Source organism: Burkholderia sp. MSMB1459WGS, from assembly GCF_001534535.1.
Lineage (GTDB): Bacteria > Pseudomonadota > Gammaproteobacteria > Burkholderiales > Burkholderiaceae > Burkholderia.
This window is the reverse complement of the sequence record NZ_LPMU01000037.1, coordinates 330,127-352,209: the sequence shown is the minus strand read 5'-3', so window position 1 is coordinate 352,209 and position 22,083 is coordinate 330,127. Positions and strand designations below refer to the sequence as shown.

Below are 22,083 nucleotides of genomic sequence, written 5' to 3'. Positions count from 1 at the left end.
GGCTGCGCTGCGCTCAAGCAGCCGTCTGCGGTGAGCGACACGCGATGCGGTTACGCACTTGTGCGGACTCCACCGTTGCGTCGGCGGTGAAGTCGAGCGATGAGCAACGACACATCGCAACGCGCACGGCTCGTGCGGTTTTCCTTGAAAAGTCGAAAGACGATCCGATCGGTGAGTTGCACGTCGCGCTCGCACACACCGATCGTCGATGCACGATCGCTTCGGCGCGATCGGTGAGATGCATCGCGCAGGGAAGCACACCGCAGCACTTCGACGCATGCCTCGCTTTACTCATGCGATGTCGCGTCGATCTGTTCAATGCACACAGCTCGACGCGACATTTCACCTCGTCCCGAAAAATCTCACCTTCAGCGGGCGGCTCCCGAATTTCCTCACCATTGAACCCGGCCGATGCGTTCGCCGATCCGTTGAACGTGTACGAGCATCACAGCCCGAGGTCGGACAACCCCGGATGATCGTCCGGACGACGGCCGAGCGGCCAGTGATAAAGACGGTCCGCCTCGCGAATCGGCAGATCATTGATGCTCGCGTGACGATGCGCCATCAGGCCGTTTTCATCGAACTCCCAGTTCTCGTTGCCGTACGAACGGAACCAGTTGCCCGCGTCGTCATGCCACTCGTACGCAAAGCGCACCGCGATGCGGTTGCCGCCGAACGCCCATAGCTCCTTGATCAGCCGGTAGTCGAGTTCGCGCGTCCACTTTCGCTGCAGCAGCCCGACGATCTCGTCGCGGCCCGTCACGAACTCCGCGCGATTGCGCCAGCGGCTTTGCGGCGTATAGGCGAGCGACACGCGTTGCGGGTCGCGCGTGTTCCACGCGTCCTCGGCGGCGCGCACCTTCTGGCGCGCCGTTTCGAGCGTGAAAGGCGGAACGGGCGGACGAACTTCGGGGGAGGCGGACATGGGTTGCTCCTGTTCAGGGTTCGGGCTGCGAATGCACACAGCCGGTTCGGATGCGCTGCGTCGGCTACCGCGATACGGTATCGAGCAGCAGTTCAGCGGTCGCGCGCGCATCGCGCGCGGCGTTTGCATCGCCACTGACGAGCGCCACGCCGATCGCGCCGTCGATCAACACGAGCCACTGACGCGCGAGGCGTGCGAGCCCGCGGCGCTCGATGCCGGTTTCGTCGGCATGGGCGTCGAAGCGCTCGCGCACGAACGCCAGCAGGCGTGCCTTGTGCATGCGGGCCACGACCCGCACGGGATCGTCGGCGTCGGATATCTCGCCCGATGCATTCAGGAACGCGCAGCCGTGAAAGTCGGGCTGCCCGAACCAGTCGCGCAGCACGTCGAACATGCCGAGCAGTTGCGCGCGCGGCGTCTTGCCGCGCGCCAGCGTCGCGTCGACGAACCAGTGCATCCAGCGCTCGTCGCGACGTTCGAGCGCGGCGACCACCAGCGCCTCTTTCGATTCGAAATGCGAATAAAAGCTCTTTCGTGCCGCACCGGATCGCTTGACGATCGCATCGACACCGGTCGCATGGATGCCGCCTGAATAGATCAGCGCTTCGGCCGCGTCGAGCAGCCGGTCGCGAACGCCGGGTTCGCCGGCGGAATCGAGAGGTGTGTTCATGGGTTTACGGTAGAACGATCGTTCTCCGCCGTCAATACCCGGATGAAAAGTCCCTGCTGGTGGGAGGGGCGAATCGTGCCCGACGCGCCGGCGCGTCATGTCGAGCCTTCGGCCCGACACGAGCGGATCGAAGGGTGAACGGATCAGGTAGCGGCCTACGCACCGATCGAGGACGATCGATGTGGATGGCATCGTGCATTAGTGAGTCGCGACGCTGCATGCGACTCACTGTTGATGTGCCGGATCGGCACGATATCGCACACGGTGGCGTGCGAGCGCTCGCACGCCAAGTAAAGCTGGGGAGGGTGTGGAAGGGGAGAAACGGGCGCCGAATGGCGTGACGGAAAGCAGCGACGCGTGTATCGACGGGTGAAGCGAACATGCAATTGCACGTCACCGACGTGGGATCGCGTGGCGATTCGGCGCGCAGACACGGCTCCCGAATATTCTCACCTCAAGCGTTGAATCGCGCTTCCGAGGTTCGACGGTGCGCGTACGAACGAACACGGGGCAGGCGGCGAACGCGCCGCGCTGCCCCGTCTCGACACGCGACTCAGACCGTCCAGTCGAGAATCACCTTGCCGCTTTCGCCGGACAGCATCGCGGCGAAGCCTTGTTCGTAATCGTCGGCCGCGAAGCGATGCGTGATGATCGGCGACAAGTCGAGGCCGCTTTGCAGCATCGCGACCATCTTGTACCAGGTCTCGAACATTTCGCGACCGTAGATGCCCTTGATCTCGAGCCCCTTGAAGATCACCTGATTCCAGTCGATCGCCGTCTGCGCGGGCGGGATGCCGAGCAGCGCCACCTTGCCGCCGTGGTTCATCGCCTCGAGCAGGCTCGTGAACGCGCTCGGCACGCCGGACATCTCGAGACCGACGTCGAAGCCTTCGGTCATGTGCAGGTCGGCCATCACGTCGCGCAGCGACTCGCGCGCGACGTTGACCGCGCGCGTCGCGCCCATCTTGCGCGCGAGCGCCAACCGATAGTCGTTGATGTCGGTGATGACGACGTTGCGCGCGCCGACGTGCTTCGCGATCGCGACGGCCATGATGCCGATCGGGCCCGCGCCGGTGATCAGCACGTCTTCGCCGACGAGATTGAACGACAGCGCCGTATGCGTCGCGTTGCCGAACGGATCGAAGATCGACGCGAGATCGTCGGAGATCTCGGGCGGAATCTTGAACGCGTTGAACGCCGGAATCGCCAGGTATTCGGCGAACGCGCCTTCGCGGTTCACGCCGACGCCGACCGTGTTGCGGCACAGATGCCTGCGCCCGGCGCGACAGTTGCGGCAAAAACCGCAGGTGATGTGGCCTTCGCCGGACACGCGATCGCCGATCGCGAAACCGCGCACTTCCTGCCCCATCTCGACGATCTCGCCGACGTATTCGTGGCCGACATGCATCGGCACCGGAATCGTCTTCTGCGCCCAGTCGTCCCACTTCCAGATATGGATGTCGGTGCCGCAGATCGCCGTGCGACGGATCTTGATCAGCACGTCGTTGTGGCCGACTTCGGGGCGCTTCACGCGCGTGAGCGTGAGGCCGGGGCCGCGTTCGAGCTTTGCCAGTGCTTTCATGGTCGCGCCTCCGTCAGACGATGCCGAGCGACTTGCCGACGCGCACGAACGCGGCAACCGCCTGGTCGATCTGTTCGGGCGTATGCGCGGCGCTCATCTGCGTGCGGATGCGCGCCCGGCCGCGCGGCACGACGGGGAACGAGAAGCCGATCACGTAGACGCCCTCGCCGAGCAGCTTGTCGGCCATGTTCGTCGCGAGCTGCGCGTCGCCGAGCATCACCGGGATGATCGGATGCGCGCCGGGCACGAGCGTGAAGCCGGCTTCGGTCATCTGCTTGCGGAACCGCGCGCCGTTCTCGCGCACGCGCTCGCGCAGCTTCGCGCCCTCGTCGCTGCCGAGCAGTTCCAGCACCTTCAGCGACGCCGCGGCGATGCTCGGCGTGAGCGTGTTCGAGAACAGATATGGGCGCGAGCGCTGGCGCAGCAGCTCGATCACCTCGCGACGCGCGGCGACATAGCCGCCCGAGGCGCCGCCGAGCGCCTTGCCGAGCGTGCCGGTGATGATGTCGACACGGCCTTCGACGCCGCAGTGTTCGGGCGTGCCGCGGCCGTGCGTGCCGATGAAGCCGACCGCATGCGAATCGTCGACCATCACGAGCGCGCCGTAACGATCGGCGAGATCGCAGATGCCTTTGAGGTCGGCGATGATGCCGTCCATCGAGAACACGCCGTCGGTCGCGATCAGCTTGTGGCGCGCGCCTGCGGCATCGGCTTCCTTGAGCTTCGCCTCGAGGTCGGAAAGATCGTTGTTCTTGTAGCGCAGACGCTTCGCCTTGCACAGGCGAATGCCGTCGATGATGCTCGCGTGATTCAGCTCGTCGCTGATCACAGCGTCGTTCTCGTCGAGCAGCGTCTCGAACAGCCCGCCGTTCGCGTCGAAGCAGCTCGAATAGAGGATGCTGTCCTCGGTGCCGAGAAACGCGGCCAGCGCGCTTTCCAGTTGCTTGTGAACGGTTTGCGTGCCGCAGATGAAGCGCACCGATGCCATGCCGAAGCCGTCCTGGTCGAGGCCGGCTTTCGCCGCGTCGATCAGGCGCGGATCGTTCGCCAGACCCAGATAGTTGTTCGCGCAGAAATTGAGCACGCCGGCGCCGCCGGCGAGCCGCATGGCTGCCGCCTGGGGACTCGCGATCTCGCGCTCGGTCTTGTAAAAACCGTCCGCGCGGATCTGGTCGAGCGTCCCGCGCACCTGGGCGAGAAAGGCATCACGCATCGCAAAGCTCCTGACAGGGATTCGCATTCCGCAGCGCACGGCTCGTGGCGGCGCTGCGGCCTGCTACTGTTATAGTCGGTCGTTCGGTTGACCGCATTTATCCGATATTCCGAACTAGAATTCGAAATATCGAACAACTCTAAGCGAACGGAATTCAAATGGCAAGTTCCTCCGGATCGCGGCGCACGCGTGCCGACGCCGCCCCGCAGCCGCCGGCCGCGACCCCGCCGCGCGTGGGCGAGCAAATCCAGCGCCTGCGCAACGAACGCAAGCTGACGCTCGACGACCTGTCGCGCGCGGCCGGCGTATCGAAATCGATGCTCTCCGAGATCGAACGCGACAAGGCCAACCCGACGATCGCCGTCGCGTGGCGGCTGACGAACGCGCTCGGCATCACGCTCGACGAACTGTTCTCGCAGCCGAAGGCGCCCGAGACGATCCGCGTGGACGGCCCGCACGACATTCCGACGCTTGCGGGCCACGACGGCCGGTACCAGTTGCGCGTATGGGGCCCGATCGATCTCGCCGGCAAGTTCGAGTGGTACGAGCTGACGCTGCCGGGCGGCGGCGCACTGGTATCGAACGCGCACGAACCCGGCACGCGCGAGCACCTCACCGTGCTGCAGGGCGCGATGGAAATCGAAGCCGCCGCGGCCAGCCGGCGCCTGAAGGCGGGCGACACCGCGCGCTACCCGGCCGACGAGCCGCATGCGATCCGCAATCCCGGCAAGACCGAAGCACGGGCCTTGTTGATCGTGATACATCGCTGACGGCGCGTATAGCCGGCCAAAAGGCCAATCGCGGGCCAGTTGCGGAAAGTACTGTATGTTTGTACAGTAAACGGACATTCCGCCATGCAAGGGCCGGAGCTGGCGCACCGAGGCGCCCGCCCCGGTCGACAGGAGCCTGCAATGACAGAAGAACAAGACTTGGCCGCGCTCAGCTTCAAGGCTGCCGCGCACGACCTCGAATTGATCGTTCGCCATATCGCCGGACGCTACATCCGTCAGCGCGTGCCGCTGACGTGGCGCCTGCTGCACGCGATCGAAGCCGAAGCGCTCGCCGATCTCGGCTTCGCCAGCCGGCACGACGCTGGCATGCGTCAACTGTTCGAACGGCCGTCGGACATGACGTTTCCCGAAACGGACGATCCGATCGACTTCGGGCGCTCGAATGCGTTGCCCGCGGTCTTTTCATTCGCCGTTCTCGCTTACGAAGCCGCGGCAACGACGCACGATACCGCGCGTCCCGCGCGCGCTCACCGCCAATCCAAGGCGTGGGGCGACTGATGGCCCAGCCCCGGCCGCGGCGCACTGCGGCCGGCTCACCCGTTTGCCGCCCGATACGTTGCGGAAAGGGCTACCATATACGCAACTAACGGAATTAATGCCATGTCCCTTCCCGCCTCTCCCGACACCACCGCCCCGCCGGAAGAAAAGGATCTGTTCGACCGCGATGCGTCCGACTGGGTCGTCTCGCCCGAAACCGCGTTCGACGCGTGGCTGGCGATGCAGGACTATCGCCGCTCGTCGGCCGATGTCTATCGCGCGCAATGGGGCGCGTTTCTCGCGTGGATGCGTGCACATCAAAAGAACCTGGCGACGGTCGATACGCCGACCATCGCGAACTTCGTCGGCGAGTTGCCGATCAAGAAAACGCAGCGGATGCGCTATCTTCGGCTGATCGAGCGTGTGCTCGATCATGTCCGCCGCACCGAGTACGCATCGACCAACCCGGCCCGCTTCATTGCTCAGGATGGCGAAGCGAACTGGCGAAAGGCCCGCGACAACGAACCGACCGGTTTCCTCACGCCGGCGGAGCGCGCGACGTTGCTCGCGTATCTGTTTTCGCCGATCGGCGTATCGGGTTCCGCGTACTGGAAGGAACGCCGTGATCGGGCGCTCGTCGCCGCGTTTCTCGGTGCCGGCATCAAAACCGGAGAAGCGCGCGCACTTACGATTAGTTGCATCAATACGAGCACGACGTCGCTGCGGATCGAGTCGACGCATCCGGATTACGCACGCGAAACCCATCTGGCTTCGTTCGCGATCGCCTTGCTCGAAGCCTGGCTCACCGAACGCAAACGCCAGCAGATTCCGGGGGAGCTCGTCTTCCCCGCATCGCATGCCGGGCGGCCGATGCACAAGGCGACGATGCTGCGCGCGATCGACGCGATCGTCGAATCGGCCGGGCTCACGTCGTCACGCACCGCGCGTGCAAGCCCGCAAACATTGCGCAATACCTACGCGGCCGAGCTGTTCGAACACGACATGCCGCCCGAGCGCGTCGGCAAATGGCTGGGCTTCATGCGGCCGATCTCGTCGAATCGCCTGCATCGCGCATGGAAAAACTGGCGTGACGGGCTGGCCGACGGCAGCGGTGACGCATCCGACCGCGACGAAACTCACTGATCGGAAACGGCTGCTCACGCGAATCGATCCGTGAGCAGCCTTGCGTGGCGCAGCCTCACCCTTTCACAGCTCCCGAAAATCCTCACCGCTGGCTTCCCGGATCCTCTCACCTGTGCGGCGTTGCCGGCCTTCGGGTCAGGTATGCGCGAAACGCGCGGCGGCTTCGAAGCGAGACGGCCATGCGCCCGACGCGTGCTCGCACTCGGGGCACGTGACTTCGAAACCCTCGTCGCCATGTGATAGTTCCGGTTCGCCATCGCAATGCGGACACCGGGTCGGCGCCGGAATCTCGTGATCCAGCGAGGTGCCGATCACGGCATACGCATCCGCATCCAGTTGTCCGGCGTCGGCCAGGCGCCGCAGCAGCTCGGCGATTTCCGGATTCATTCCGCGGTTCGCACGCAACGAGCTCATATCGCGCGTTGCGCGGTCCAGTTCGTCGCTCTGGGCGCGCAACTGTTCTTCGAGCCGGTCGGCACGCGCCTTCGCCGAACTCAATTGCTGCAGGAAATCGAACTCCTTGCGCTGAACGTCGCGCAACCCGCTCTGGTAGGTCGACGCCATGCTGCGCAACGAGTCCAGTTCGACCAGCATCGGTTTGACACGGCGTTCGGCTTCGGCCACCGCATCCTTGATTTGCTGCGCGTAGTGCTCGGTGCGCTGCTGCAATTCGGCTTGCAGCGCATCGATGCGGTCGCGCAGCGCGGCGTTCTGTGCCTGTTCGGCATCGATCCGGCTGGCAGCCGCGGCCAGTTCCTTTTCCAGTCGGGCGACTGTGGTGAGCAATGTGGCTTCGCTTGCCGAACCGTGGGTGGTTTGCGACGCGAGCTGCACCTCGAGTTCGGTCACCCGCGCCTGCAATTGCTCGTTTCTCGCTTCACCGCGCGCGAGCGCTCCCTCGAGCGTTTCCTGGCGGACGGTTGCGTCCCGCAATCGCTGCTCGGCGTCGGCGATGTCGGCGCGAACCTTTTCCCGGTCTCCATCGAGGCTGTCGCGCGCGGCTTTCAATGCCTCTTCGTAGAGTGTGCCGAGCAACGCGCCGGCCTTTTCCTCGACGGCTTTAGGTATCGCCGCGCCGTCGAGCCTGATTTTGGATGCGGAACGGATGCGTTCCCAGAAATGATCGATGTCTTTCGGGATGTCGCTGGCGCTGCCGGTCTGGGTGAGATCGCGGACGTTGGCGGCCGACGGCCGGATACCAAGATCGAAGAACAAGCGCTTGCACGCGTGCAGCGACAATTCCTGGCGCCGCGCACCGCTTGCGCGCAGCAATTCCAGTTCTTCCCGAATGACTTGACGCATTTCGTCCAGGGTCATGGCAACACTCACAGACAATGAATGTGGCAATCATAACGAAATACGTAGCTATTGATACTTCTTTCGAGGGTCCGTTGTGAATTTACGTCGCTTTGCACAGAAATCGGGGTTCTGAGCCGATCCTGCCGAAGGTGGGCTGGAATTCCGTGAAACAAAGCGAAGAAAATCAGCCAAGCCCTTGTATTACAAGCGATTTCTAGCGAGCCCCGAATTTGGGCATTTGTTTCACATGACGACGAATCCGGTTGCCCGTGGGTGTTCAGGGGTTGGGGTGTCTGTGGAAAACTCGTCGGCCGATATCTTGAGAGTATTAGAAGTAAACACCCTTGAACCCTTAGTTAAAAACGTTAACGCCACGGCACAGCCTTATGGGGCAAGGCTTTCCGGCCGACAAGGTGAAGTTTTACGGGAGCCAAGGTGATCTTCTGCGGGAGCTGACGTGATGGGGTTCAGGGAACTGCGTGAGCCGTTGCAGGAAAGGTCGTGAGCGGATTCGGGATCACAGTAAAACACGAGTTTTCCCAAAGGTGAGGGTTTTCGGGGCCGCACAGCCACGAAAGCCGCGCGGCGCCTGACTGCACAGTTTTCTGCCTGTGCAGACATAGGTGAGAATTTGCAGGACCTGCTTTGCGCCCCGATTCTGCCCATCTTTTGGGCAGATTTGGCGAAAGGTGAGGTTTCACGGGACTCCACGGGAATTTGCTGTGAGGATTTCCGGGAGGCGGACGCCATTTTGCACAGCAAAAGTGCTTTCCGGGGCCTGTGATGCCCCAAAGGTGAGGTTTTTCGGGAGGGAAATCCGGATTTTCCTGCTCCGATCTCCTTAAGGTGAGCTTTTTCGGGGCATGGCCCACAGGCCGTGACTTGGCTCACAGGTGAGGTTTTTCGGGAGTCGTATTTGCTGAAAAAATGGTCAAAGGTGAGGCTTTTCGGGACCTGTGACCGGCCCAATTCGCCGAAAAGCCCGCCAGGACTGGAAGAAATCTCGTTTTTTCTGTGCCACCTTTTGGCACAGGTGAGGATTTTCGGGAGGCGGCATACGGGTGTCGTATGAAGGATCCCGGTCGAAAGGTGAGGGTTTTCGGGGGATCGCGGCGCTGCACAGCCAAATGCCTTCCGTGCATAAGTATCGGAACGGATTGGGATTTTTGATACCGCGCCGGTTACGGTGAGCCTTTTCGGGAGCCATTTCCGTGCCCGCTGCTGTGCCGCATTTTTCCCGAAAGGTGAGCGTTTTCGGGAATGTTCGGCAGCCAGTCCCGCGTGTGTCGGGCCTTCGTCGCTATCCGGACGAATCAACATGCTGTGCCAGAGGTGAGCATTTTCGGGACCCGACACGATTCGTGCGCTGTACAATGCCCGCCCGGACTGGCCGAGTAACCCCTGATCGGGCCGCACGCGCAGGTTTCGCCGGCGGTTTTCCACGAGTCGAAGTCGAACCGATCTCCGGCGGGCCGCGCCTGTACATGCATACAGGCCTATCTGCGGCGCTCGGGGAGGAACGGTGAGGTGCAATCGCGACCCTGTGTCGGACTCACGGCTGTGAAGTCGCAAAATTACGACAAATCGAAAGGTGAGCCGATACGGGAGCCAATTTCGCACGTGTCCTGCACAGGTGAAATTCTGTGAATCGGCGCATGCCGCGGCACGTCTGGAAGAGTCCGGAACGTCGTACTGGCGGACCGGTGAGCCTTTTCGGGAGCGGTTCGGGTGAGCGCCGTTTTGCCGGTGCGCTTCACCGGCTATGGTGAGCATGTCGTTCTGGACGCACATCACCGCAGGCGCTATCCTTCCGGGAAACTTCTCCTCCGACCCGACGTATGGCCACGACGAAGCGCGCCAAGAAAACCGATGTGGATGTGGTGAGTGCCAGTTCAGCCGAATTGCGAAAGGCCGTCGAGGCGATCGCCATTCAGCCGAAGAGCGGCAAGATCACGCTCCTCACTCGCAAGCTGTTCAATGTCCTGCTGGCCGTCGCGCAGCAGGCCGACGACTCGGGCGACACGTATCGCGCGCTGCTGTCGGACATCGTCGCCAACTCCGCTTTCGATTCGAACGACACCGCGTTGGTGAAGGAACACCTGCGCCGCATGGTGTCGGTGCAGGTCGAATGGAGCACGGGAACCTCGAGCCAGAAGCCGGGCCGCAAGTGGGGGATCTCCACGCTGATCGCCGATGCGGAAATTCTCGAGGATCCGACGACCCGCCGCGTGTGGGTCGAATTCTCGTTCGCACCGAAGATCAAGAAGAAACTGCTCGACCCGGTTCAGTATGCGCGCCTGAGCCTGCAGTTCCAGAGCCAGCTGCGCAGCAGCGCCGGCCTCGCGCTGTACGAGATCTGCGTGCGCTACCTGACGAACCCGAGCCACCTGACGATGCGCGAGCCGTGGGAATGGTGGCGGCCCATCCTGTCGGGCACGCCCGACACGGAAGCCGGCGACGAAGCGAAGCGCGAGTACAAGTACTTCAAGCGCGACTACCTGCGGCCCGCGATCGCGGAAGTCAACGCGGTCACCAACATCTTCGTCGAGCTGATCGAGCATCGCGAAGGGCGTCGGGTTGCCGAGATCCAGTTCCGCGTGACCGAACGCAAGCAGCCGATGCTCGCGCTCGACGAACACCCGAACGTGTTCGACAGCACGCTGGTCGACCGGATGGTGAAACTCGGGATTCCGCTGAAGGAAGCGCAGACGCTCTATGCGGACAGCGAGGAAAACCGGATTCGCGCCGCACTGCAGATGACCGAGCAGCGGATGCGCAGCACGACGCTGCCGCCGGTACGCAGTGCGCCGGCGCTGTTCAAGGATGCGCTGAAGAAGGGGTATGCGCCGCCGGTCGAGTCGGTCGACGCGCTGCCGGCCGGCACGCCGTCCGCGAAGGTCGCGGCGGCGCAACCGGACGATCTGAAGGCGCGCTTGCTGAGCGAGTTCGCGGCGTTCCGTCGCAAGGAAGCGAAGGTGCTGTACGAGGAGCAGGGCGACGCGGAGCGCGAAGTGGCGCGCGAGTCGTTCGAATCGGAGGCATTGCCGACGATGGGCTCGCATCTGCGCGACGACTGGCGCAAACGCGGCCTCGATTCCAAGCTGGCCGAGACGGCCTTTTTCGACTGGCTCGCGCAGAAGACCTGGGGCGAGCCGACGGATGGCGATCTGCTGTCGTTCACGCTGAACCAGTCGCGGGCCGCTTGAGGCCCGCTCAGGCCCGCTCAGGCCCGCTGACGGGCCGCCGCCGGTCCTAGCCCTCGGGTAGGGCCGGCGTCCTCACCAGGCCCCGCCGGCCGCCTCCATCATTCCGACAACAGCATCCGCTCGAGCTGCTCGAGGATTGCGTCACGCTTGTCTTTCGGGAGGCCGCGCAGGCGCAGTTCGATGCGGTCTTCGCCATACGACTTCAGGTCGCCGACCGACTTGCCGCCGAGCTTGATCTCGAGACGCTGCGCATAGCGTTGACGGCCCGCGGCCTTCGGCGTCTCCTGTGCCGCGACGCGGCCCTTGACGATGTCCGACACCTGACGCGTGCTGAGATCGTCCGACACGATCTTGTTGATCAGCCGCAGCGTCGCCTCGGTGCCGCGCGCATTGTGATAGCGGCCAACCTGATACGCCATGTTCGACCCGAAGCGGTCGGGGCGCGCGACCATTTCCTGCATGATCGCTTCCGGCAACTTGCCGATCGACAGCGCGACGGCCACCGTCGACTCGTCGAGGCCCAGATGCTCGGAGAGTTCTTTCTGGCTCTGGAAATGCTTTTCGTCGAGGAAGCGGCGCCACACGACAGCGTTGTCGAACACCGTCTGCGAATCGCGCTGAACGTTGAGATCGTAGCCGAGCTTGTAGCTCTGGATGCCGATCGGCACGTCGATCACGATTGCCTTGACCGACTCCTTGTTCGCTTCCTTCAGCGCCCGCACGCGACGGCCGCCGTCGCTCACGAAATACGTGCCCGGATTGTCGTAATCGGGAATCACGTGGATCGCCTGCTGCTGCCCCTGCTTCGCGAGGTTGACCGCGAGTTCGGCAATCGACGACTTCAGGTAGAAGTGCCGCGGATTGAACGGGCTGTGCTTGATCGCCTTCAGCGGCAGCTCGATCACCTGCCCTGGCGCATAGCGATTCTCAAGGCGCCACGCGCGATATTGCTGCGATTCGTCAATCGACGGATCGATCGTGAATTCGGGAGCAGGCGGCGGTGCGATGTCTTTCTTCGCGGATTTGGTCGGCGCCGCGGCGGGCGTCTCGGACTTGACGATGCCGTCGATCGCATTGAGGCGATCAAGCGCCGTGCGCTTCTCGCTCGTCGTGATATCCGGGCGCGCTTGGAATCCTTTGGCAAATTGGGAAGGTTTCATGTGACTCCTTTATGCGCATAAAGTCAGGGCAGCATGGCGACGATTTCGTCGGCACATGCGCGAATTTCGGCCGCGGCCAGCTTGCCGCCGCGATCGTTCATCTGCAGTACGGTCTGACCGAGCGCCATTGCTTGCTTGTACGCTTCCCGAGTCGGAATCTGCGTCTTCAGCAGCGGGAAGCCGAGCTCCTCGAGTGCACGCTTGAGCTCGCGGGTCAGCATGCGCTTCTCTTCGGTCTTGTTCAGCAGGAAGACCGCGCGGAGGTCTTCGTTCATCACCTGTGCCTGCTGAATCAGTTTGACCAGCCCGACGCTCGACCAGTAATCGGCCGGCGACGACGATGTCGGGATCACGGCAATCGATGCGGCCAGCAGGACGACGCCGGAGACTTTCTCGGTGATCGACGGCGGGCAGTCCACGACGATGATGTCGTAGTCGTTGATGAACTTCTTGATCTCGCGATGGATCTGGCCGTCGGCTTCGGCAAGATTGACGACCGGAAACGGGATGCCGTTGTCGCTGTCGCCGGATGCGCTCGACCAGTGAACCAGCGTGTTTTGACGGTCTGCGTCGATGACGAGGACGCGCTTCCCCTTTTCATGGAACGCGGCGCCGAGATGCATGGCAATCGTGCTTTTGCCGACGCCGCCTTTTTGTTGAGTGACTGCAATGATTTCCGCGGCCAATTTTCACTCCTGTTTGGGTCGTTGGAATTCTACAGGACGATATTTGAATTTCAATGAAATTGTCGTTCAACAACTACGCGTTGGCCATTCGGACTATCGGTTTATGCGCATAAACGAGGCGGCGACAGGTGGCGCGTTTAGGCGGTGTATTGGCGATGGCGAGGCGGATGCCGGGGAATGGGCTGCTCGAGGTTGGATCGTCACGGTTGCCACAGCGTCGGAGGGTTGTTCGTCGCAAAGATGTCTCGGTGCGCTGCCCTTTCGCTGGACGGGCTGCGTCACCTGCGAGCCGGGAGTTTGTGCGCATAAAGTCTGCGGAGGCCGAGGCGAGCAATGCCGTCGCTAGAGTGCCCGGCATTCGCAGGGGTGAGAGGAGTGATCTGCGAGCCCAAGGCGAATGCGTGCCCACGAGGGGCATCGTTGAGCGGAAGGACGCGCATCGAGGCGCCCTGTCGGGGCGCAGCGTTTATGCGCATAAACCGGACGCAACGAGTGCTCGCGACGAAGTGCCCGCAGGCATAAACCTCCGCTGAGTCAGACGCGCGACGATGTCATGGCAGGACAGCCTATCGATACGGCGATGGCCAGGTACGGTCTCGCATCGACATGCGCCCACACCCAACGTCGCACAGCACCTCGCTCGACGATCAGGAGCTTTATGCGCATAAACCAACCGCCTTGCTCGCCATCATGCATGCCCTTCCGAAAAGGCAGCGCTCACGAAGCATTGGCTGGACTAACCGCGATTCCTCGTCCGCGGAACATGCCGTCCCGACTTTATGCGCATAAACAGAACCACTCTTTGAGACGTCTTCCCGGACCTGACGCACGCCCCTCTCCCGATCACCGCGCATCGCCAAACCGACCCGTCTCAGCGACCTGTCGAAAGGAAAGCCACCCTGATCTCGGTCGAACCACCCCACCGAGCTCCCCGATACAGACTGGCTACAATACAGGGCTCCACCATCCAGGCTTGAATGATGATCACGATCTACCACAACCCCCGATGCTCGAAGTCCCGCGAGACGCTGACGTTGGTCGAGTCGCTGAATACCGCCGACGCGCCGCTGAACGTCGTCGAGTACCTGAAGACGCCGCCGACGGTGGAGGAACTGGAAACGCTGCATCGGCAGCTCGGCCGTCCGGTTCGCGACATGCTGCGCGACGGCGAGGAGCCGTACAAGACGTTGAACCTGGCCCGCGCGGATTTGACCGACGCCGAAGCCTACGCGGCGATCGTCGCTCATCCGATTCTGCTGCAACGCCCCATCGTCGTGCATCGAGGCAAGGCGGCCATCGGTCGCCCTCCCGAGTCGGTGAAGGCGCTGTTCGAATAATTCTTGCCCGCCGTATTTTTCTTATTGCATCGACGTGGCCCGGCCCAACCCGGCACACGTAACGGCAGTCCAGGCCGACGCGATCGCCGGCCAACCTGCTCGCCGCCAGCGGGACGATATGTCGACACCGCGGCGCCTAGCCTCCACCGGGCGACCCATCATCGTCGTCCGGGCCCCGTCCCGCCGCCGCTTTCGCAGCCGTGCGCAGCAGCGCGATCTGTCCGCGATAGGCGCGGCATCCGCTGCAGGTCGGCAAATGCACGCGCACCTGCAGGCGCTCGTGCAGCGTCAGATGCCGGTCGAGCGCATCCGAAAGCAGTCGTGTCACGTCAGTACATTTCCCCGGCAGCATCTTCGGTCGTCAGTCCTTTTTCGCTCAGGCAGGTTCGCAAGCGCGTACGCGCCCGGTACAGCAGCACGCTGCAGTGATTCGTCGTCAACGTCAACTCGCTGCAGATGTCCGCGATCTCGACGTCGAGGAATTCGCGCATCATGAACACGCGTCCGATCTGCTCCGGCAGATGGTCGAGGCAGACCTGGAACAGCGTCCAGAACTGCTGTTGCTGCAACAGCGTTTCGGGCTTCGGCCACGGTCGCGGTTTCGCATGCGCGGCCCAGTGTCCGTTGTCCTTGAACAGTTCGCGATCGAGTACGGATTCGCCGTCGAGCTCCGCATCGAGCGCGCTCAGGCTCACCATCCGCTGCCGTGCGCGCAGCACGTCGATCAGCTTGTTGCGCAGGATGCCGAATACCCAGGTCTTGTGCGCCGACAGCCCGGCGAAATCGCCGGCATGCGACCACGCGGCGGCCAGCGCTTCCTGCACGGCGTCTTCGGCCGCGTCGGCATCGCGGAGCTGGAGTCGCGCGAAACGCAGCAGGTCGCGCCGCAGTTGCGCGAGATAGGCGGGGTCGTCGTGTGCGGACGGCATGTCTGGTCGGCAGTGTCTCGAAGCGAATCGCGCGAGCGTCGCGCAGCGGGCGCGTCGCGGTGCGAGCAGCTTACTGGGCGCGGTGCCGGCCTGCAACGCAATGTTCCGTCACGAATTCACGAAACCGGCCGCCGCGCTGCGCTATGCTTGCCGAACCTTGTCGCGCGTTGTCGCGCGCGTCGACGTCGGCGCGCGGCGGCAATCTGTAACGTCGGAACATAACGGTCGAGTTATCCACAATTTCTGTGGAAAACCTTGTGGAAAGTCGGCCGGACGGCCCCGTGGGACGGCTCGCGGGCTGGCTTGCCTATAAACAGACCTTTGTCGCCCGTTCGGAAGCAATCGATCCGATTCCTCACTCACCGGAAGGAGAATGCCATGTCCTATCGTATTGCAGTCGTCGTCGGCAGCCTGCGCAGCGCTTCGACGAACCGCGCGCTCGCGCACGCCGTGATCTCGCTCGCCCCCGCCGATTTTTCGTTCGAGTTCGTCGAGATCGGCGAACTGCCGCTGTACAGCCAGGACTACGACGCGGATTTCCCCGAAGTCGCGAAACGCTTCAAGCAATCGATCGAAGCCGCCGACGCGCTGCTGTTCGTCACGCCTGAATACAACCGGTCGATTCCGGGCGTGCTGAAGAATGCGCTCGACTGGGGCTCGCGCCCGTGGGGTTCCAACTCGTGGTCGGGCAAGCCGGGCGCGGTGCTCGGCACGTCGCCGGGTGCAGTCGGTACCGCGCTCGCGCAGCAGCACCTGCGCAACGTGCTCGCGTACCTCGACGTGAAGACGCTCGGTCAGCCCGAGATGTTCATCAAGCACGATCCGGCGCGCATCGACGACCAGGGGCAGATCGTCAGCGAGGACACCCGCAAGTTCCTGCAGGGCTTCGTCGATCGCTATGCGGGCTGGGTGCGCCTGCTGAAATCGGCCTGACGTCGTCGGGCCGATCGATGCGCCCGTTCACGCCGTCGCGTCGGCGTCGGCGCCGGCGCCGGCCGCACACGGCCGGTCACGCGCCGGTGTGTCGTGCGTCGCGCGCTTCGCGGATGCCCAGCAGGATCTCGTCGAGCAGCGCGATGTCGAACGGCTTCGACAGCACGCGGACGTTGACGGTGCGCGTACGGTCGAGCTCCTCCGCATAACCCGTGACGAGAATCACGGGCAGCTTCCCCGGCCGTTTTTCGACCGCTTCGGCGAGGTCGATACCGTTCAGGCGGCCCGGCATGTGGATGTCCGAAATCACGAGATCGAACGTGTCGTTCGCCGCGGCGCCTTCGATCAGGCGCAACGCGTCGTCGGCGGTGGGCGCATAGGTCACGCGATGACCGAGCAGCGACAGCAGCGCTTCCGTGCCGGCCGCGACTTCGCCGTTGTCCTCGACGAGCAGCACGTGCAAGCCCGCGAGTGCCCCGCTGCCCGCGTCGTGCGCGCCGGCCGCCGGCCGCGCGACGACGTCCTCGGCGCGCGCGCGCGGCAGGTACAGACGCACCGACGTACCCGCGCCGACCGCGCTGTCGATCGTCGCGAGGCCGCCCGAGCGTTCGCAGAACGCGAATACCTGCGGCAGGCCGAGCCCCGTCCCCATCCCCTGCGGCTTCGTCGTGAACAGCGGTTCGAATGCGCGGGCGAGCACGTCGGGCGCCATGCCCGAACCCGTGTCGTCGAGCGAGATCTGCACGAAATCGCCGGTCAGCGGAAAGCCGTCCTCGCGGCGCAGCGTGACGTTGCGCGCGCCGACCGTGAAGCGGCCGCCCGTCGCCATCGCATCGCGCGCGTTGACCGCGAGGTTGATCACCGCGAGCTCGAGCTCAGCGACATCGACGCGGATCGGCCAGACGCCCGGCTCGATCGCGACGACCAGCGACGACTTCGATCCGAGCGACGTCTTCAGCAGTTCGCGGCACGTGCCGAGCCATTGCCCGACGTCGATCGTCTCGTTGTGCAGCGGCTGCTTGCGTGCGACGCCGAGCAACTGGCGCGTGAGCGACTGCCCGTTCTTCAGTGCGCGTTCGATCGCGTCGAGCTCCTTGTCGAGATGCTGCACGCCGCGCCGCCGCGCGATCTGCACGTTGCTCGAGATGATCATCAGCAGATTGTTGAAGTCGTGCGCGACGCTGCCGACGAGATTGCCGAGCGCCTGCATCTTGCGCGACTGCCGGTAGGCCGATTCGATCGAGCGCCGCATCGATGCTTCGGCCTGCCAGCGATCCCATGCTTGCTCTTCGGCCTTCAGCCGCTTGAGCGATAGCCAGATCACGGACCACAGCGCGACCGACGGCGCGAACATCGAGATGAACAGCACGCTCAGGTGTTCGTACCATTCATGCCAGATCGCCGACGTGCGGTACGCGCAGCTCACGTAGACGGGATAGCTGCCGACCTGGCGATACGCGACGATCTCGCTGCTCGTGCCGTCGTGGCGCACGCGCACGACACCCGCGCGCGGATCGTTGTGCGGATTGCCGAACGTGACCGAGCGATCGGTGTGCGCAAGCGACGGCGGCGGCGGATACGATGCGATCACAGCGCCGTCGGAGCGCGCGAGCGCCATCGTCATCGGCGTGCTCGCGCCGCCGAGCAGGTCGCGGTAGAACGCGTTGAAATACGACGACTTCAGCGCGATCGACACCATGCCGGCGAACGAGCCGTCGCTATGGCGTCGCGCGACGCCCGTGTTGAACACGGGAATGTTCTCGAGCTTGAGCGGCCCCATCATCAGCCGCGAGATGTGTTCGATGACCTTGCCGTCGCGGATGCCGGCGAAGTCGTCGCGATTCACGATCGACGCATACGGCGCCGGATAGTAGAGGCTGTTGGCGAGCAGCATTCCGCTCGCGCCGAAGATCGACACGGCCGCCACCTGCGGATAGCCGCCGCCGATCGTGTTCAGCGCTTCGTGGATGTCGGATTCCTTGCTGCGCACGGTCGCGTCGTCCATGTCCTGCACGAGGTCGACGATGCGCGCATCGAGCGTTTCGCTCAGGTCGAACACCTTGAGCGCATGCTCCTCGGCGACGCGCACCGTGCGCATCGTCACGTCGCTCGCGGCGGCCTCGCGCGCCTTCAGGTCGTTGTACGCCATCACCACCACGTAGATGCACGGCAGCACGATGGCCGCGACGAGCAGCACGATCAGCGTCACGCGGCGCACCGCGAAATCGTGCTCGGGGGCGCCGGACGCGTAGCTGCCGTCGTCCTGCCAGTCGTCGGCGGGCGGGGGGGCGGAAGCTTGGGAGGCGGCAGGCCGTTCGGACGTCATCGAGGAAAGGGGGTGAAGCAGAGGTGCCTGCCATCATAAACGAGTTGCGGTGGCCCGCCGTGCGGCGCCGTACGCACGCGATCCGTCGAATCCACCCGCCGGAAACCGTCAGATTGAAAACGCGACGAATCCGGCAGCGCAAACGTACACAAGGAAAAATTTTGCGTGCTTATCTCGAAAATGGTCGCAGCTGTTTTCGGAATGGCGCGCGATCGGATCGATTCTGTTCGAAATGGTGAAAATGGCGAGTTGCATCGCCTCCGGTTTACTCCGAGAATCGCGCCTTGCTTTCCCCTATGACAGATATATGCGCCCGCCGGCGATTGCCGCGCGGTGCGTCGCGCGCACCTGCGTCGCGGCGCCCGTGCGCGGCTGCGAGGCGGTTGCCCCGCGCCCGAAACGCATGGCACTCAAGAAATGCGCCGCGCGGTCGTTAACGCGAGAGAGACCATTCCGTATACCGCATCGCCCCATGCCTTTGCCGATTGTAATTGCCGACGATTCGCTGCTCGCTCGCAAACTTCTGACAAAGGCGCTGCCGGGAGATTGGGACGTTGACGTCGCGTATGCAGCGAATGGTCGCGAGGCCTTGGCGCTCTATCGTGACGGCAAAGCTTCCGTGATGTTTCTGGACCTGACGATGCCCGACATGAGCGGATATCAGGTCCTGGAAACACTGCGCCACGAAGATCTGAACACGTTCGTGATCGTGGTATCCGCCGATATCCAGCCGCAGGCGCAAGCACGCGTGCGTGAATTGGGCGCGATCGCATTCGTTGCCAAACCCGTGACGTCGGAGGCATTGCTGCCCATTCTCAAGGAGTATGGGTTGTATGCCTGAATCGGTGTTCACGGCGGAGCAACGCGACGCGTTGCAGGAAATCGCCAACCTTGCAATGGGCCGCGCCGCCGCGCGGCTTGCGTTGCTGCTCGGGCACTTCATCGAGCTGTCGGTGCCGCGCGTGCGCGTCGTGAAAGCGGCCGACGCGGGCGCCGCGCTGCGCGAGATGACGGGCATCCACGACAACGTGACCGCGGTGCGCCAGGGCTTCCGTTCCGACATCAAGGGCGAGGCGATCGTGCTGTGCCGCACGGCGGGCGTCGCGCGGCTCATGTCGGTCGTCGACCGCACGTTCGGCGACGGCGTGTACGGCGGGATGGCGACGCCGGACGAGCTCGTGTTCGACGTCGCCAACGTGCTGATGGGCGCCTGCGTCGCGTCGATCCTCGACGAACTCGGCCGCAAGCCGGTGTTCTTTCCGCCGGGGCTGCTCGGCGCGAACGTGTCGTTCGACGACGTCTTCCAGCCGAACGAGCTGGGGTGGAGCGTCGCGCTGCTGCTCGAGGTGAACTTCGGGCTCGAGGATCACACGTTCCGCGCGCATTTCGTGATGTTGATGGCCGAGGATTCGATCCGGCTGATGGGCGACGCGCTCGACGCGTTGCTGTCCGCGCTATGACGGCCGCCGCCCCGTCGCTGAGCGACCTCGTGATCGAGCGGGTCGGCTTCGGCCTGTTCGTGCTCGACCGTTCGATGACCGTCCTGATGTGGAATCGCTTCATGCAGGACCACAGCGGCATCCCGGCCGCCGACGTGATCGGCCGCAACCTGTTCGACTGCTTTCCCGACCTGCCGCGCGCGTGGCTGTCGCGCAAGCTCGAGAGCGTGTTTCAGCTCGGCAGCTTCGCCTTCAGCTCGTGGGAGCAGCGGCCCTACCTGTTCCGCTTCGAGCACGACCGGCCGATCACGGGCGGCGTCGACTACATGCAGCAGGACTGCACGTTCATGCCGCTCACGCGCGGCCGTGACGTCGAAGCCGTGTGCGTGACGATCTCGGACGTCACGCACGTGAGCGTGATGCAAAGAGAGCGCGAGGAAGCGGTCGCGAAGCTGCGCGAACACGCGAATCGCGACGGGCTGACCGGCATCGCGAACCGGCGCTTCTTCGAGGCGCGGCTCGGCGACGAATTCTTGCGCTGGCAGCGCTACGGCGGCGACCTGTCGGTGCTGCTGTTCGACCTCGACCACTTCAAGACGATCAACGACCGCTTCGGGCATGCGGCGGGCGACGCCGTGCTGCGCGAGACGGCGCGCCGGGTCGCGTCGATCGTACGCGCGCAGGATACGTTCGGCCGTTTCGGCGGCGAGGAATTCGCGCTGCTGCTGCCGTGCACGAATCTCGACGAGGCGATGCGGGTGGCCGACAAGGTGCGCGAGGCGATCGGCAGCATGCCGGTCGATGCCGAGGGCGTCGGCGTGCCGGTCACGGCGAGCGTCGGCGCCGCGTGCGCGAAAGCCGGCGCGCTGAGCTGCGACGTGCTCGTCAACGAGGCAGACGCCGCGCTCTATCGTGCGAAGCGGCTCGGGCGCGATCGGTCGGTCGCGTACGCCTGACCGACCGCGCCCGTTCCGCTCAGCTTTTCGCGATGTCGGCGAGCACGCCGGCCAGCACGGCCGGCTGCGACACGAACGGCGAATGACTGCTGTCGAGCTGGTGCACGTGGGTCGGGTTGCCGGGCGCGAACGCGTCGGCTTCGTCGATGAAGCGCTGCTGCAGCGCGGGCAGGATCACGCGATCCTGCAGGCACTTGATGTAGTGACGGTCGATCGCGCCCCAGCGTGCGGCGGTGGTCGGGATCGCGGTTGCGAACGGCGTGGCCGGCACGTCGCAGCTCATCAGGTTCGTGACCGCGTCGAAGTCGGCCTGCGGCGCGTCGTCGTACAGCGCGCGCTGCATCGATTCGCGATACGCGGCGTCGCCGCTGTGCGGATCGATGCGCAGTGCACCGGCCACGCGCGGGCTCGCGAGCATCAGCGGGCCGAGCAACTCGCCCTTGTTTTCCGGCGCGCGCACGTAGTCGAGGCCCGGCACGCCCGACGCGGGCATGAAGGCCGCGAGATAGACGAGCTTCGCGATCTTCTCCGGCGCGCGTTCGGCGGCCGCCGTGATCGCGAGGCCGCCCATGCTGTGCCCGACCAGCACGACCTTGCCGCGGCCGAGCGCGTACGCGTCGTCGACGGCCTGCATCACCTGCGTCGCGTAGTCGTCGAGCGTCGTGTTCGCGACCGGCGACGGCTCGGCGCCGAACGCGTCCTTGTCGAGCGGCCGTGGGAAATACGACGCGGGAAAGCGGGCATGGATGCCGTGCGCGGGCAGGTCACGCGCGATCGACAGGTAGCCGCGCGCGGCGAGCGCGGCCGCCACGTGGGCGTAGCACCACGCGCCATGCCACGCGCCGTGCACGAGCACGAAAACGGGGGGATCGGACTGCGGGGTGGCGGTGTCGTTCGTCTCCATGGTGTCCGTATTTTTTCGAGAAAGGTGTCATCTTAGACGAACCCGCCGGCATCGAGACGCGATCGCGCGCCGCGTTTCCTGACCGGCAACGAACCCTTCCTTTGTGT

General features: G+C 64.2%; 20 protein-coding genes. 9 read left to right on the top strand and 11 right to left on the bottom strand.

The window, feature by feature from the left end:
• Positions 1–445: 445 nt before the first annotated feature.
• The 4 genes from WT97_RS15910 to WT97_RS15895 form a co-directional block, all read right to left on the bottom strand.
• Positions 446–925, bottom strand: a complete 480-nt coding sequence (locus tag WT97_RS15910; protein WP_027781811.1) for a nuclear transport factor 2 family protein — start codon at positions 923–925, stop codon at positions 446–448.
• Positions 926–989: 64 nt separating this feature from the next.
• Positions 990–1,595 carry a TetR/AcrR family transcriptional regulator gene (locus WT97_RS15905; RefSeq protein ID WP_060353761.1) on the bottom strand — a complete coding sequence of 202 codons (606 nt, stop codon included), beginning with the start codon at positions 1,593–1,595 and terminating at the stop codon, positions 990–992.
• Positions 1,596–2,148: 553 nt separating this feature from the next.
• Positions 2,149–3,177, bottom strand: a complete 1,029-nt coding sequence (gene tdh, locus WT97_RS15900; protein ID WP_059499612.1) for an L-threonine 3-dehydrogenase — start codon at positions 3,175–3,177, stop codon at positions 2,149–2,151.
• Positions 3,178–3,190: 13 nt separating this feature from the next.
• On the bottom strand, positions 3,191–4,390 hold the full coding sequence (locus tag WT97_RS15895; RefSeq protein WP_060353760.1) for a glycine C-acetyltransferase: 1,200 nt from the start codon (positions 4,388–4,390) through the stop codon (positions 3,191–3,193).
• Positions 4,391–4,548: 158 nt separating this feature from the next.
• On the opposite strand from WT97_RS15895, the gene WT97_RS15890 reads away from it, so the two are divergent.
• From WT97_RS15890 to WT97_RS15880, 3 genes are all read left to right on the top strand, one after another.
• Complete coding sequence (locus WT97_RS15890; RefSeq protein ID WP_034205807.1) at positions 4,549–5,160, top strand: helix-turn-helix domain-containing protein; 612 nt, start codon at positions 4,549–4,551, stop codon at positions 5,158–5,160.
• Positions 5,161–5,301: 141 nt separating this feature from the next.
• Positions 5,302–5,679 (top strand): DUF2471 family protein, encoded by a 378-nt coding sequence (locus WT97_RS15885; RefSeq protein WP_059499609.1) that lies wholly within the window; start codon positions 5,302–5,304, stop codon positions 5,677–5,679.
• A 102-nt stretch (positions 5,680–5,781) separates the two neighbouring features.
• A complete protein-coding gene (locus WT97_RS15880) occupies positions 5,782–6,801 on the top strand; it encodes a tyrosine-type recombinase/integrase (RefSeq protein ID WP_060353759.1) in 1,020 nt (339 codons plus the stop codon).
• A 135-nt stretch (positions 6,802–6,936) separates the two neighbouring features.
• On the opposite strand, the gene WT97_RS15875 is transcribed toward WT97_RS15880, so the two are convergent.
• The gene (locus WT97_RS15875) at positions 6,937–8,118 is read right to left on the bottom strand and encodes a DNA-binding protein (protein ID WP_060353758.1); all 1,182 of its coding nucleotides are present in this window, start codon (positions 8,116–8,118) and stop codon (positions 6,937–6,939) included.
• Positions 8,119–9,938: 1,820 nt separating this feature from the next.
• Between WT97_RS15875 and WT97_RS15870 the strand changes: the two genes are divergently transcribed.
• Positions 9,939–11,306, top strand: a complete 1,368-nt coding sequence (locus WT97_RS15870) for a replication initiation protein (protein ID WP_006480193.1) — start codon at positions 9,939–9,941, stop codon at positions 11,304–11,306.
• A 98-nt stretch (positions 11,307–11,404) separates the two neighbouring features.
• Here WT97_RS15870 and WT97_RS15865 read toward each other — a convergent pair whose 3' ends face one another.
• Both WT97_RS15865 and parA read right to left on the bottom strand, forming a co-directional pair.
• Positions 11,405–12,466 carry a ParB/RepB/Spo0J family partition protein gene (locus tag WT97_RS15865; protein ID WP_034205811.1) on the bottom strand — a complete coding sequence of 354 codons (1,062 nt, stop codon included), beginning with the start codon at positions 12,464–12,466 and terminating at the stop codon, positions 11,405–11,407.
• A gap of 23 nt (positions 12,467–12,489) precedes the next feature.
• Positions 12,490–13,152, bottom strand: coding sequence for a ParA family partition ATPase (gene parA / locus WT97_RS15860; protein ID WP_006480195.1), 663 nt, complete (start codon positions 13,150–13,152; stop codon positions 12,490–12,492).
• Positions 13,153–14,132: 980 nt separating this feature from the next.
• Between parA and arsC the strand changes: the two genes are divergently transcribed.
• The gene (arsC, locus tag WT97_RS15855; protein ID WP_060353777.1) at positions 14,133–14,489 is read left to right on the top strand and encodes an arsenate reductase (glutaredoxin); all 357 of its coding nucleotides are present in this window, start codon (positions 14,133–14,135) and stop codon (positions 14,487–14,489) included.
• A gap of 136 nt (positions 14,490–14,625) precedes the next feature.
• Here arsC and WT97_RS32840 read toward each other — a convergent pair whose 3' ends face one another.
• Complete coding sequence (locus tag WT97_RS32840) at positions 14,626–14,841, bottom strand: zf-HC2 domain-containing protein (protein ID WP_082751392.1); 216 nt, start codon at positions 14,839–14,841, stop codon at positions 14,626–14,628.
• Positions 14,819–15,418, bottom strand: coding sequence for an RNA polymerase factor sigma-70 (locus WT97_RS15850; protein WP_060353757.1), 600 nt, complete (start codon positions 15,416–15,418; stop codon positions 14,819–14,821). Before WT97_RS15850 ends, WT97_RS32840 begins: the two co-directional genes overlap by 23 nt.
• A gap of 378 nt (positions 15,419–15,796) precedes the next feature.
• Here WT97_RS15850 and WT97_RS15845 point away from each other — a divergent pair, with 378 nt between their 5' ends.
• On the top strand, positions 15,797–16,351 hold the full coding sequence (locus tag WT97_RS15845) for an NADPH-dependent FMN reductase (protein WP_059499604.1): 555 nt from the start codon (positions 15,797–15,799) through the stop codon (positions 16,349–16,351).
• 76 nt (positions 16,352–16,427) lie between these two features.
• Here the strand turns inward: WT97_RS15845 and WT97_RS15840 are convergent, their stop codons facing one another.
• Positions 16,428–18,677 (bottom strand): hybrid sensor histidine kinase/response regulator, encoded by a 2,250-nt coding sequence (locus tag WT97_RS15840; RefSeq protein ID WP_059499603.1) that lies wholly within the window; start codon positions 18,675–18,677, stop codon positions 16,428–16,430.
• A gap of 472 nt (positions 18,678–19,149) precedes the next feature.
• Between WT97_RS15840 and WT97_RS15835 the strand changes: the two genes are divergently transcribed.
• From WT97_RS15835 to WT97_RS15825, 3 genes are read left to right on the top strand one after another with little or no spacing between them, the layout of a single operon-like run.
• The gene (locus tag WT97_RS15835; protein ID WP_011548759.1) at positions 19,150–19,518 is read left to right on the top strand and encodes a response regulator; all 369 of its coding nucleotides are present in this window, start codon (positions 19,150–19,152) and stop codon (positions 19,516–19,518) included.
• Positions 19,511–20,137 (top strand): chemotaxis protein CheC, encoded by a 627-nt coding sequence (locus tag WT97_RS15830; protein WP_034205817.1) that lies wholly within the window; start codon positions 19,511–19,513, stop codon positions 20,135–20,137. The genes WT97_RS15835 and WT97_RS15830 overlap by 8 nt, the downstream gene beginning before the upstream one ends.
• Positions 20,134–21,072 carry a GGDEF domain-containing protein gene (locus WT97_RS15825; RefSeq protein WP_059499602.1) on the top strand — a complete coding sequence of 313 codons (939 nt, stop codon included), beginning with the start codon at positions 20,134–20,136 and terminating at the stop codon, positions 21,070–21,072. The genes WT97_RS15830 and WT97_RS15825 overlap by 4 nt, the downstream gene beginning before the upstream one ends.
• A gap of 19 nt (positions 21,073–21,091) precedes the next feature.
• On the opposite strand, the gene WT97_RS15820 is transcribed toward WT97_RS15825, so the two are convergent.
• Entirely contained in the window at positions 21,092–21,976 is an 885-nt protein-coding gene (locus tag WT97_RS15820; RefSeq protein ID WP_060032777.1) for an alpha/beta fold hydrolase, read from the bottom strand.
• Positions 21,977–22,083: the final 107 nt, after the last annotated feature.